This window comes from Vibrio sp. RC586 (assembly GCF_000176715.1).
Classification (GTDB): domain Bacteria; phylum Pseudomonadota; class Gammaproteobacteria; order Enterobacterales; family Vibrionaceae; genus Vibrio.
In genome coordinates, this window is sequence record NZ_ADBD01000008.1 from 397703 (window position 1) to 410205 (window position 12503).

Genomic DNA, 12503 nt, shown 5'->3' on the forward strand with positions numbered 1-12503 from the left:
AAAGCCCCAGTTTGGGGCTTTGTTGTTTTTGCTGGCTCTAGTGCTAGTTGTTGCTGGCTTGAGCTTTGGGGGGGAGGTGAGAAGTTTTCTGCTGCCATTGTTTAACAATTTTAGAAGGCAGCTCTGGTTTACTGAAGTAATAACCCTGAATCTGTTCACAACCCATTTGGTAGAGTTTGTCTAAGGCTTGCTGGTTTTCTACGCCTTCTGCGACCAAGTCGAGTTTGAGTTGATTGGCAAGTTGAATAATCAGCCAGACAACGCTTTCAGCGGTTTGATTCGTTAGTAGATTATGGACAAAGGTTGCATCAATTTTGATGCAGTCAATCGGGTAGCTGTGAATGTAGTTCAAGCTTGAATAGCCAGTTCCAAAATCATCCAAGGCAATTTTAAAACCGAGCTCGCGCAATATTGTTAAGATGCTGCGTGCTTCTACTGCTTTTGATAGCAGTACGGTTTCAGTGAGTTCAATTGTAAACTCATCAGGCTGATAGCCATATTTATTGAGCGTTTTTAATAAGTACTCAAGGTAGCGGTTGGAATTGGTGAGTTCATCAGCGGAGCAATTGATGCTTAAACGAACTTTATGCCCTAGCCCCTGCTCTAATTCGGATTTGGCTATGCAAGCCAATTCAAGTATCTGTTCTCCCAGTTCGATAATTAAACCAGATTGTTCGGCGGCTTCAATAAACTCGATCGGAGAGACAAAACCAAGCAAACTGCTTTTCCAACGGGTTAAAATCTCAAAATAGCGCCAATCTTGTTGGTTCCTTTTTACTATCGGTTGTGCCACGACATACAGCTCTGTTTGATGAAAGGGCTTACTCAATTCATGTCGCAACGCATCGATAATCTGTGTTCGCCGATAGTACTGGTTGCTCAGTAACGTATCGTAGAAACGAATTTTAGTGTTATGGTTTCGCTTACACTCTTTTAGAGCAAGACTGGCATTGAACAGCAATTGGTCTGCCGTTACTTTTTCACCATTGTATTTAGCAATCCCTATGCTTACGCTGACTTTAATCTGTAGCTCTTGATTGACGAAGTCTTGCGCCAGTAAATTGAGTATGCTTTGACAGACTTTCATCGGTTCACGATCGGTGGTTATAAAAGCAAATTCATCGGCTGCGATACGAAAGGCGAGATGTTCTTCAGGTACTGCTTTTGCGATAGCATCAGCGACAAACTTCAACACCAAATCCCCAATGTAGTGTCCGTACAGGTCGTTAATTGAGCGGAATTCATCAATGTCGAGGAAGGCTAAAGTGAAATGCTGTTGTCCTTCTTGAATGAAAGTAGAAAGTTTTTCTGCTAAATCATTGCGATTCATTAACCCAGTTAGACTATCGTGGGAAATCTCATGGCGCAGTTGATTAACTAGGCTTTGCGAGCGCGCTTCTATCTGTTTACATTCCAAATCATGGGCAATGATCTGCGCCAAAACCTGATGGATTAGCACCAGATGCGTCATCTCCTCTAACGGGCGAGTAAAGGTAGAGAGTAAGACTCCGTAATTTTCACCGTTAGATAGGTAGATGGGAATGCCAAGATAAGCCTCAATGCGGTTTTCGACCAGATAGGTATCAGTAGGGAAAAGCTCTGCGACTTTACTGGTATATAAGCAATAAGGTTGTTTTTTTATACCAACTTGCTCACAAGGGGTGCCTTTCAGCTCGTAATAGGGGTCTAAACTGCTCGGTTCTAGGCTGGCGCAGCACAAATTTTGCGCACGATAACGCAGTTTATCTAACTCTATAATCATTGAGCTGTGGCTATTAAAAGTGCGATGTAAAAACTGGGTGATTTGTGTGAGCAGCTCTGGGCCACAAAGTCCATTGAAATGGTGTATGGCATCCAGACTCAGTTCTTCAGCGATAAGTTGAGTGCTTGTCATACTTTTGATCTCTTTTAGCCTTGACTGACAAATGAATGTGTTTATTTGAAATAAATTCTTATATGCACACAGTTACTATTGATGAGACTTGGCGCTTTTTCCACTACAAATTCCAAAGCCAATTTGCATCAGAAATGAGATCGAATTCAAATTCAATTGGTTAGTTTGAATGAATGAATGAATTATTTTTTCTTAAAGTTATCTTTAATAGTGGTTAATACAGCACGTTTTGGTTGGGAAAGAAAAGGCATGCCCATGGTGTACGCCTTCTCTTCTATTTTCAGGGCATATTAGGTGAATGCTTTGCTGTGTGTCAGCTTCTCTTTAAGATAATCCACAAAGAGTCGAGTGCGAGTGTGCTGATATTCCAGTTTGGGATAGTAAGCGTATACCGTGGCTTCATCGACAGTGATATCCGGTAAAATTCTCATCAAGTTTCCTTGTTTTAGCTCCTCTTTAATCATGATGTGGCCAGTTACAATGACACCCATTCCCGATTTCCCCGCATAAAATAATGCTTCAGGGTTGGTGGTAGCAAAATTTCCCGTTAAGGTAATGCGCTTGCCTTGCGCATTCTTCACTTCTCGGAATGTTTGTTCCCCCCAACACAACACATTGTGTTGAGTCAATTCTTGTAATGTTTTTGGGGTGCCCTGCTTTTGTAGATAACTAGGAGAGGCGTAAAACCCAGCTTGATGCTCAAACAGCGGCGTAGCCTTAAAACTGAGTGAATTGAGCTGTTCTATCTCGCGACTGATGAAGAGATCAAGATGCAGTTCAGGTAACTGCCCGGGTGTCGTGGTGATAAGTTGAATACGAATATCGGGATATCGTTGTAAAAATTCATCGAGATACTGCATCAAAAACTTAGAGCCAACGGCCAGAGTCGCACCTATACGCAGTAATCCCGCTGGAGTTTGATTGACGGAGCGAGTTTCATCCACTACCGATTGCCAGCTTTCCAGTTGCGTTTTTGCACGTTGATAAAATAGTGCGCCGGCTTCCGTTTGAGTGACAGATCGTGTAGTACGTTTAAGCAGTTGTACGCCAATACGTTCCTCAAGCCAGTGAATGCGTTTACTGACGGCAGAACTGGTGGTGTTGAGCTTGCGCGCGGCCCCATTGAAGCTACCTTCTTCAACCACCTTGATGTAGGTTTTTACGCTCTGGATCCAATCCATCTCTTTGCCTTATTCATTCCAACTGGGAACTAATTTATTTCCAAATTGCGAGATTATCAAATGAGAGTTGCCAATATAGACTCTCTGCTATGAACGCACAAACATCTTCTCGTTTTCGCCGCACCCCTATGCTACTTGCGATGATGATCATCGCGACAGGCCAAGTTGGTGTGAGTATTTATTTACCCTCACTGCCTCTGATTAGCCGCGATTTACAGGTGGATCAAGCGAGTGCGCAGATGCTCGTCACTCTGTTTTTGTTGGGCTTTGGCGGTTCTCAGTTGTTCTATGGTGCATTGTCTGATGCGGTAGGGAGACGCCCCACATTTTTGCTTGGTCAAGGCATCTATCTGGTTGGGACGATCGTTTGTGTGATGATGGCTGATCACTTCCAAGCGCTTGAATTTGGTCGTCTTTTACAAGGATTAGGGGCGGGCAGTGCTTCGGTACTTGGGCGTAGTGTGTTGCGAGACAGCTATGATGGTTTTCATCTCACCAAAGCGCTCTCGTATTTGTCGATTACTGCGTCGATCATGCCGATTATTGCGCCAGTGCTCGGGGGTTGGATGGCCTATCATTTGAGTTGGCAATCGGTGTTTATTTTTGTGCTGATCTATATCGGGGCAATTTTTACGCTCGGTTTTTTGATTTTGCCGGAAACCCTGCCTTACCCGAAGCGGCGCGTTCAGTGGCGTGGGATTGTGATGAATTATGCGAAACTACTGACCAATCACCAAGTCACCAGCAGTGCGAGTTATAACTGGCTGAGCTATTTAGCCAGTTTAGTGACATTGTCGATTCTTCCCTTCTTGTTGCAAAAACAGCTCGGAATGACGGCAGCGGATTATGGTTCTACCCTAATCATACCTTCAGCAGGTTTACTGGTAGGAAGCCTATTGGTGAATATGTTGACCTCTCGGTTTTCTGCGCGCCAGTTACTAGCCTGTGCAATTAGCTTGATGGTGTTTTCTGGCCTCTGGTTATTGCTGACTGAGTTTTCTGTTTTCAACCTTATTTGGGCATTTACTTGGCTCAGTATCGCACAGGGGATCTCTTTCCCATTGGCTACAACGCTGTTACTGTCGCCGCATAAAGCGCAAGCGGGTTCTGTTTCTGCACTTTCTGGCTCAATTCAAATGGGGATTGCGGGCTTATTGGGTGGTTATTTAGTGGAGCATTGGGTGACAACTCAGACGGCCATGGGCGTGTTTTACATTATGGTCAGCGGTACTATGCTCACCGTGTTAATTCTTACTAAGAAATCATATTCACAGTCGAGTATCGCACAGGCATCAACATGATTCTTTTCACAAGCGGTGGAGGTTTGTGTGTACTGCTATTTGCTTGGAAGCAATAATATTCAGAGTGAGATAAGTGATGGTTGATAAGCCGTATATCTCCAAAGGTAAATGAAAACCACCATTGAATGATGCCATAAAATGGTGGTTTTGCTTATTAATAAAGAATTAGCGCAGCGTTTTTAAGAAAAAATCATCTAGTTTATTCACTGCTTGATTAACATATTTTTCTTGATCATAGAGATCAAAATGTTGGGCTCCTTCAATTTTAAATAGCTGAGCATCTTTACCTGCTTCAATGCCTCGTTTTACTGCTACTTCACTAAAATAAGCTGAAAGTGCTTTGGTTCCCACGATAGCCAAAAATGGAGTATCACCAATCAGTTCCATATTTTCAGATGGGTTAAAAGCATATCGCGTATCAAGGGACATCGCCGCTCGCAGAGGGGTATAATTTTCAGCGGCACCACCACGTTCAGGATTTCGATAGTAATCTGCAGCTCGAACCCAAAATTCATTCATGGTCTTGGCTTTTTCCATCGATGGAATACCATCCACTAGCACTACTTCACCGGTTTCATAATATTTCTGTCTTGCATCACTCGCCATTTTAATTTGTTGGCGGTACTGCTCGACCGGACTTCCCGTGAGTTCATCCATATACTGAGTCGCCCCTCCCATACCGTAATCAGTAAAATCAACGAAACCGCTTACGGTTGCTACTGAATCTAACCGGGTATCTTGTGTCGCGACTTGGAGGCTATAGCCAGCGCCAGAACAAAGTCCCAATAAACCAATTCGTTCAGAATCAACACCAGGGAAATGACTTAAAAATGTAATAGCATTTTTTATGTCTTCAACTTTCATTGGTGCGTTTTCCATGCCACGAGGATAACCGCCACTTTCACCGTAAGTTCGGTGATCAAATGCTAATGTAATAAACCCCTTTTTAGCCATTTTCTCTGCATAAATACCAGCGGTTTGTTCTTTAACACCACTCGCTGGTGTGACAACCACAATCGCTCGATAATTTTTATTTTCATCGTAATTAGGGGGAAGAAATACGTTACCCGCAATACGTATATTTTCACTGAGGAATGAAACTTTATTTTTTCCTGCTTGGTATTCATCACCTAAAAATTGACTTTCTGCCATTGCTGGTGCTGCACTTAATATTGCTGATATCACCAAAGAAAGGTTGATTGTTTTTAGTTTGTTCATTTAATTCTCCAATTATATTCATGGTGTTTTTGAAAACAGATTGGATTATATGTGGCTGTTTATTGTTGATATATATGCCACAACAAATAACTCTGTTGCATTTTGAACAACAATCTTGCTATGAATTTTCCGAAAGTGAGGATGCAAGTTCGCTGTTTTGACTTGCTCTAAATAGGGTGGAGAAGACACGTTTTGTCTTTCATAAATTCAATGCGGCTTCAGCAGCTAGGATTCGCTGACGTTTTATTGCAGAAGTGTATATAATCGGCGCTCATTTTTACGGGGAAGCACTTTTTACGGGGAACACCATGCAGCAGAGCCAATTTGAATCTTTAGTGAAACTTTTATGTGAGCAAACCACTTTACCGGCGGCATTAACGCTACTGAAAAACAGTGAAGATGAAGCGATTGCCGAAGCGGCGCAGTCACTCTCTGGCCAGTTTGCTTTAGCAGAAGTGGAAGGTGAGCAACGCATTTACCATGTGACAACTGAAGTGGATGAACAGGGTGAAGAGCAAGAGTACGTTGAACACATAATGAATGAAGGCGATGATGTGGTGAAATTTGTGGCGTGGTTCTTTGAAGGTTTCTTCGATATTAAACAAAAAGAGATTTACCAAGCGGCAGGTAAAACTTACAAACAACCCAAGCGCAGTTAACTTGTAATTTAATTACATAAAAATGTGACTTGATTCTTGTTTTGTTGTTTTTCGCTGTTATATTGAGCGCAAATGTTACTCAACAGCACAGAGGCATGCGCTATGAATAATGAACTCGGTTCGGTTTACCTTGGTCAATTGATCGCTAAGCAAGCGATACACCAAGCTCAATTTGGCAAAACCAAAACGAAAAAGCGTTCTTTATTGCAGAGAATACGTCAAAAATTCAGTCAATAGTTCGCTTGGTTAAGGCTTTCAAGTGGCATTTTTGCAGGCTGAAGCGAGACCAAAAAACGTTGGCGAAGAAAAACGCCCCACAGATTTGTGGGGCGTTTTTGTTTGGCTGATTTGGATAACGACAATTTTGGATTATGGAGCTACACGTGTGCTTTCTAGCTCAACCACATTATCAGGAACGGAGTGGGGATTGTCTTTCAACCATTTCTCTAACGCGTCACAACCACCGATATATTGGCTGTTCAACCAGATTTGCGGAACCGTAACCGGTGTTTTTTCGCCAATGATCGCTTTCACTTCTGGGATCATGCGGTACAGTGCTGCGCTTTCTTTCACTACATCGTGATAGCGATAGTCAATTCCTGCATTGTCGAGCAATTGCTTGGCTTTCACACAGTAAGGGCATGTAGCTTTACCAAAGACAATATTGCCTTGTAAAGTGTCCTGCTTCGCCCATTCTTTGATGATAGATTGCACGAGGACACCACGGTTGAGTGCTTCGCCTTGGCTGATCACTTTGCCTGCTACTACCACAATCGGCGCATGCCATGCGCCTAGCTTCAAGGGTTCCCACCAGTAAGAAAGCCAATCTTTTACTTCCAATTCAATCGGAATGCCAGCCAATTCATTGGCAAAGGTATCGGCTAAAATATCTTTGGTCAGCGTGCATTCCCCACAAGGGATGTTGACTTTAAATGGGCCAAAACTGCCAGCCCAGCGGTAAAGTGTTACTTTAATGGGTGTCGTCATCAAGGTATTCCTCATACAAATCTTTTCATTAAAAGATAGGAAAGGTTCTAGGCCATTTTTATTTCACGGCGAGATTTTTTTGTTTCCCACTGGGTAATGAATGCCACAGAAAGCACAATGATCGCTGCCCCAAGCCATAAGCGACCTGGTGGAACCCATCCAAATACTAGCCATCCGGCAAATACGTTAAGCGGTAGTTTGGCGTGATCAAAAGGTTGCACGAAGGAGGCATCTGCAACGGCATAGGCTTTAGCAATCGACCATTGTGCTAGGGCTGTCATCACACCTGCACCGATCAACAATAGCCATAAGGTTTGGCCGCTTGGCATTTGCCAGTCGGGGAGGGCAAGCAGTAAGTTAAATGGGGTGATGAGCAGCAGTAAATAGACCACCATAGTGGAGGGAGAATCGTGCGCTGAGAGCTTTTTCACCATGAGTGAGTAGCATGCCCAAAAGAATGCCGCACCCACAGGCAGTAAAGAGGCGAGGTTAAAATCATCCGCCCAAGGTTCTAAAATAATCATTGCGCCAATAAAACCGGTGAGGGTAGCAAGCCAGCGTGCCATGCCTACTTTTTCGCGTAACCACAATCCAGAGCCGATGGTGGCAAAGAGTGGTGAAGTCATTAATAGCGCGATGCCTTGCCAAATTGGCACTGGGTAGGCCAATGCCCATAGCCAGAGCTGAATTCCAATTACGGCTAAAAACACGCGCAGCAAATGTGCACCAAAGCGCTGTGTATGGAGAGACTGACGAATGCCTAATGTTTTGAGATAAGGCAGGATGACAACAATCGCAATGGCGTATTGAACCAGTGCTACGGTAGTAGAGGCGAGGCCAAATTCAATGCTGGCATATTGCGCAATACTGTTTACAACGGCGAAAGATAAACCGGCAGTCAGCATCCAAAGCGCACCTTGGATTGGGTGGTGTTTTATACTCATGAATCAAGCAAGTAGTCGAAAAGTTGGGCTGAATCATACGTTGTAATGTATGGAAAACCAATGTTTGCGGTTGCTTATACTCTGCCTGCTCTATGTTACAGCGGTATTGGCTACGTTCGTTTATCTCAATGACATCGGTTATCTATGCTCATCGGCGCTCGCTTACTTATCGTTTACCTGCAACACCAAGTCGTTTGAGTATTACAAGAACGAAATATTGCAATGAAAAAGGCCAAGCTTACGCTTGGCCAAACAAGGACAATTTAAGGAGTTAAGGCAGAGTTATTAGAAATCGTAACGTAAGCCAAGACGAATGGTATCTTCTACTTTGTAGCCCACTTTGTCGTCATCCAAATTGTTCAGCATATACGCAACGTAAGAGCGGAAGTTTTTGTTGAAGTCATAACGACCAGTCAGTTCGAAGAAATCGGATTCATCGGTCTTAACATTACTCAGCTCCGTTTGACGGTTTTGGTAAGCCGCAATCACACGGAACTCTTTAGTAAATTTGTATTGAGCAGAAACTTCGACACCATCGAACTCTTCTTTCGTTTTGTCATCGATGTCGCCAGAAGTGTAGGTCGCGCCTAAGTAGAACGCATCGAAGGTGTAGCCTAAACCTGCGATGATTTGGTCAGCAGAGCCAGCCCCTACACCGTTGTCGTTACCTGAGTAACCAAGACCAATGTCCAGACCAAAAGGCAGAGAATAGATACCAGAGATACCATAGCCATCAGTATCTTTAGCTTCTCCTGCAATGTAGCTTGCTTTCAGTTTGAGGGCATCCATGTTGTAGGCGTAAAGGAATGTATTGTTTACTTGCTCATTGCCTGAGTTGATGAAGGCTTTTTGGTCACCAGTAAAGGTGGCGATATCAGACATATCGGAGATTTGCACACCAGCTGTATTTTGGCGGCCAAAAGACACTGCGCCGAAGTCACCTTTCATACCAGCGTACATATAACGTTGTTTGAAGCTGCTATTTGCCTCGTTGTCAGCAGAGGATTTAACGGTTTGCTACGCTTCCCAGAACCCGAAACCTTTGAGGCTGGAAGAAAGCTCGGTTTCACCCGCAATATTCAAACGCATACGGCTCTTGTTTTGCATTGAACCTTCAATTTCTTTGCCGCTGATGTTTGCGCCGCCGAAATCACCACGAAACTCTAAACGACCACCAACGTTTAGAGAGGTGCCTTCAGCATCATAAACGGTTGCTGCCAAAGTTGAACCTGATACCACTGCGGAAAGAACGGCGACTGCCATTGCTGTCTTTTTCATTTTTTATACCTTATTCATCGTTGATGAGCTTCGCTGCTCGGTCATTTATCTCGAGGTAAAGTATATGATGCATATGAAACTTTGATTGAACTTTTGTCACAAATTTGTTTCATTTTTATTTCGTGTATATCGCGGATATTTCTACATAATTTAAATGAACGGGTACTCTGCAGAATAATTGAGCGAAAGATCAGAATATTGAGAGAGAAAAGTGGCGAATGATTGGTTAACTGACTGAATCGGTTAAACTCTGCTCTTTCCGATTTTGAATTGCTTATTGGCTTCAAGGATGAATTATGAATGCGATCCGTTTGTGTGAAGAGTTAATCTACCCCTCCAAAATCTTATGTGTTGGGCGTAATTATGTGGAACATATCCGCGAATTAAATAATGTCTTGCCAGATCAAATGGTGGTATTTAATAAACCAAACAGCAGCATTACTTCAACACTGAAAGCATTCCATCAAGAGCCCTTGCATTATGAAACGGAAATTTGTTTTGTGGTGCATGACGGAGAATATCAAGCGGTTGGTTTGGGGCTTGACCTGACGAAACGTGAACTACAATCGGCTTTGAAAGGTAAGGGTTTGCCTTGGGAGCGCGCCAAGGCGTTTAATGGCTCTGCAGTATTTAGTCGTTTTGTACCACTTAATGGAATGAAGATTGCCGATTTACAGCTGGAGCTCTATATCAACAGTGTTCGTGTTCAGTGTGGTGGTGTTGCGCAGATGATCTACTCACCAGAGGTGATTCTCCGAGAACTCAATTCATACACGACTTTGTATGATGGTGATGTGGTCATGACAGGCACACCACAAGGCGTTGGGGAAGTGCATGTCGGCGACCGTTTTGTAGGCCGCCTGAAATGTGGTGAACAGACGTTGATTGAAGTGGAATGGTTGGCGGAATAACCGAGCTTTCACCCTCTCGCCCAACATACACTAAGCCCGTTTTTACGGGCTTAGGCCAATACCACCAGCTTGAGCAGTAAGAAACTCCCCATCCCCACGACGGTCGTCAGCAGGACATTTTTGCTTAACCAAGCCAGCACACCGGAAAGCAGTGCGGCGAGAAGATAGGGGTTGTGCCACTCTAACCACAAGGTTTTTTCTGGCATAAACACAATCGGCGCCCAAATCGCGGTGAGTACTGCAGGCCCCGAGTAGCTAAGTAAGCGTTGCAACGTGGGGCTCAAACGCAGGGGTAGCTTAGGTTCAAGAAACAGATAACGGCTGAGAAACACCAGTGCCGTCATCGCGAATATCGAAAGCATGATCATGAGCGAGCTCCTAATAAACGTTCAGCACCATAGCCGGTGAGCATTGCGCCAATACTGGCGAACATCAAGCTGCCTTCAATCCCCATCACGTTGAGTGACACTGATAACAACAAGGCAGTCAGTACCGAAATGAGCACTGGCCAGCTTTTGATATTCGGGATCACAATCGCGATGAAAGTGGCGGCGACCGCGAATTCCAGTCCCCACTGATTGAGATCGGGAAGATAGCTGCCTGCGACAATGCCGACCAAGCTGGCTAAATTCCAAATCAGATAAAAACTCAGCCCTGCGCCTAACGCATACCAGTGATTAAACTGCTTGTCGGACTGCGCGCCGCAAATCGCAAACAGCTCATCGGTGAGTAAAAAGCCCAGTGTCAGCCGCCAGCGCAAGGGTAATGAGCTGATTTTGCTGCGCATTGATACGCTGTACAGAAAATGGCGTGAGGTAATAAAAAAAGTGGCTATCAACAAACTCAGTAACCCCGCCCCCGTTTTAAACATGCCGATAGCGACTAACTGTGCCGCTCCAGCAAACAAGATTGCAGACAAGGCTTGGCTCTCGATGACCGACAACCCTGCTTCAATCGCAAACGAACCGGCCAGTAAACCCCAAGGTAACACCGCAATGCTCAACGGCAGCATAGCGACTGTGCCCTGCCAAAACAGCCGGGTGGGGGTAGGTGAATGATCAATGGTTAACACTTGGCTATTCATACTCTTTCCAATGTATAGAAGAAAACCTTATACCCTTCTTACCTGAAACTCCAAGTGGTTTGGGTACCGTTCGGGGTTATCAAAGCATAGGGATAAGCGGGTCATCTTGGATAATCTTGCTCTGCTTGCTTAAGGTTTGGCGTATTGTTTTGGCGTGATGCCGAGCGCTTTTTTAAAGTGGCGATGCAGATGGCTTTGATCATGAAAGCCACACTCTTGCGCGGTTTCCGAGATACTTACGCCTTGCTTTAACAGGGTTTTCGCGAGACGCAAGCGTGCTTGGATTTGATAAGCGTGGGGCGGTAAGCCAAACTGTTTTTGAAAGGTCCGCACCAGATGAAAAGGACTTAATCCCGCCAGCTGTGCCAGCTCTTCGAGTGAAACATCGGCCTGCGGAAAGTCATCCAGAAACTCTTTAACTAGCAATAATGGCCGCAGTGCAGATAGCGGTTGATCGGTTTTTGGCGCAGTGCGGCCGTGGCGCGTCATCAGCTTGACTAAGCTGGCGTAAATCAGGGTTTCACGTAGCAAGCGGTTAGTCGATTTCTCAAGGGTTTCAAACACTAAGCGCAGTTGGCTTGCGAGTTCGGGGTCATACACCACCGCTTGTGGAAAATAAGGCGCGCCGGTATTGGCGCCAATTTCTTTTGCAACCGTGGCAAACTGCTCGGGCAGCGGGTACATGGCTTTGTACGCCCAACCACCTTCGACGGCAGAGTGTCCGGTGTGCACTTCATCGGCGTTGACCAAAATAATGCTGTCTTGCGGCGCAATATGAGTGCCGCCGGTGCGGTAGAAAGATTGTGCACCGCGCTCAATCACTCCCACGGTATAGCCTTCATGGCTGTGGCGAGAAAAATTCTGCGTTTCGTATTGCGCATCGAGCAGCTCTAGGCCGCCAAATTCTTCGGCAATCTGAAATTTTGCTTGTTCTTTAATTTTGCCTGCTGAGTCGCTCATCACGCTTCCTTGTGCTTTTCCTTTGCGAGTCTACTGCAAAGTGCGAGAAAATTTTTGTACAAAATTGCGCTTCTGTACTAATCAAA

Annotated in this window: 12 protein-coding genes and 1 pseudogene; 4 read left to right on the forward strand and 9 right to left on the reverse strand. The window is 44.7% G+C overall.

The features are described from left to right. Positions 1-43 precede the first annotated feature (43 nt). A complete protein-coding gene (locus VOA_RS08695; RefSeq protein ID WP_000204838.1) occupies positions 44-1894 on the reverse strand; it encodes a putative bifunctional diguanylate cyclase/phosphodiesterase in 1851 nt (616 codons plus the stop codon). A 290-nt stretch (positions 1895-2184) separates the two neighbouring features. Then, on the reverse strand, positions 2185-3075 hold the full coding sequence (locus VOA_RS08690) for a LysR family transcriptional regulator (protein ID WP_000383816.1): 891 nt from the start codon (positions 3073-3075) through the stop codon (positions 2185-2187). An 89-nt stretch (positions 3076-3164) separates the two neighbouring features. Here VOA_RS08690 and VOA_RS08685 point away from each other — a divergent pair, with 89 nt between their 5' ends. Then, a complete protein-coding gene (locus VOA_RS08685) occupies positions 3165-4376 on the forward strand; it encodes a multidrug effflux MFS transporter (protein WP_000993849.1) in 1212 nt (403 codons plus the stop codon). Between the two features lie 165 nt (positions 4377-4541). Here VOA_RS08685 and VOA_RS08680 read toward each other — a convergent pair whose 3' ends face one another. Beyond that, positions 4542-5594 carry an alpha/beta hydrolase gene (locus tag VOA_RS08680; protein ID WP_001037588.1) on the reverse strand — a complete coding sequence of 351 codons (1053 nt, stop codon included), beginning with the start codon at positions 5592-5594 and terminating at the stop codon, positions 4542-4544. 308 nt (positions 5595-5902) lie between these two features. On the opposite strand from VOA_RS08680, the gene VOA_RS08675 reads away from it, so the two are divergent. Together VOA_RS08675 and VOA_RS20345 are read left to right on the forward strand one after the other, a co-directional pair. After that, positions 5903-6253 carry a hypothetical protein gene (locus VOA_RS08675; RefSeq protein WP_001187745.1) on the forward strand — a complete coding sequence of 117 codons (351 nt, stop codon included), beginning with the start codon at positions 5903-5905 and terminating at the stop codon, positions 6251-6253. Positions 6254-6355: 102 nt separating this feature from the next. Beyond that, positions 6356-6490 (forward strand): hypothetical protein, encoded by a 135-nt coding sequence (locus VOA_RS20345; protein ID WP_009355947.1) that lies wholly within the window; start codon positions 6356-6358, stop codon positions 6488-6490. A gap of 132 nt (positions 6491-6622) precedes the next feature. Here VOA_RS20345 and VOA_RS08665 read toward each other — a convergent pair whose 3' ends face one another. The 3 genes and pseudogenes from VOA_RS08665 to VOA_RS0117865 all read right to left on the reverse strand — a co-directional run bounded on the left by VOA_RS08665 (position 6623) and on the right by VOA_RS0117865 (position 9462). Further along, complete coding sequence (locus VOA_RS08665) at positions 6623-7240, reverse strand: glutaredoxin domain-containing protein (protein WP_000211012.1); 618 nt, start codon at positions 7238-7240, stop codon at positions 6623-6625. Between the two features lie 47 nt (positions 7241-7287). Further along, positions 7288-8145: a DMT family transporter gene (locus tag VOA_RS08660; protein WP_000954347.1), complete on the reverse strand. Its 858-nt coding sequence runs from the start codon at positions 8143-8145 to the stop codon at positions 7288-7290. A 324-nt stretch (positions 8146-8469) separates the two neighbouring features. Next, positions 8470-9462: pseudogene (locus VOA_RS0117865) on the reverse strand (porin). A gap of 296 nt (positions 9463-9758) precedes the next feature. Here VOA_RS0117865 and VOA_RS08655 point away from each other — a divergent pair. Beyond that, positions 9759-10373: a fumarylacetoacetate hydrolase family protein gene (locus tag VOA_RS08655; RefSeq protein WP_000991747.1), complete on the forward strand. Its 615-nt coding sequence runs from the start codon at positions 9759-9761 to the stop codon at positions 10371-10373. A gap of 50 nt (positions 10374-10423) precedes the next feature. Here the strand turns inward: VOA_RS08655 and VOA_RS08650 are convergent, their stop codons facing one another. From VOA_RS08650 to VOA_RS08645, 3 genes are all read right to left on the reverse strand, one after another. Further along, positions 10424-10741: an AzlD domain-containing protein gene (locus VOA_RS08650; protein ID WP_000605633.1), complete on the reverse strand. Its 318-nt coding sequence runs from the start codon at positions 10739-10741 to the stop codon at positions 10424-10426. After that, a complete protein-coding gene (locus VOA_RS0117870) occupies positions 10738-11457 on the reverse strand; it encodes an AzlC family ABC transporter permease (RefSeq protein WP_001088321.1) in 720 nt (239 codons plus the stop codon). The genes VOA_RS08650 and VOA_RS0117870 overlap by 4 nt, the downstream gene beginning before the upstream one ends. A gap of 129 nt (positions 11458-11586) precedes the next feature. Continuing rightward, positions 11587-12417, reverse strand: coding sequence for an AraC family transcriptional regulator (locus tag VOA_RS08645; RefSeq protein WP_001283937.1), 831 nt, complete (start codon positions 12415-12417; stop codon positions 11587-11589). Positions 12418-12503: the final 86 nt, after the last annotated feature.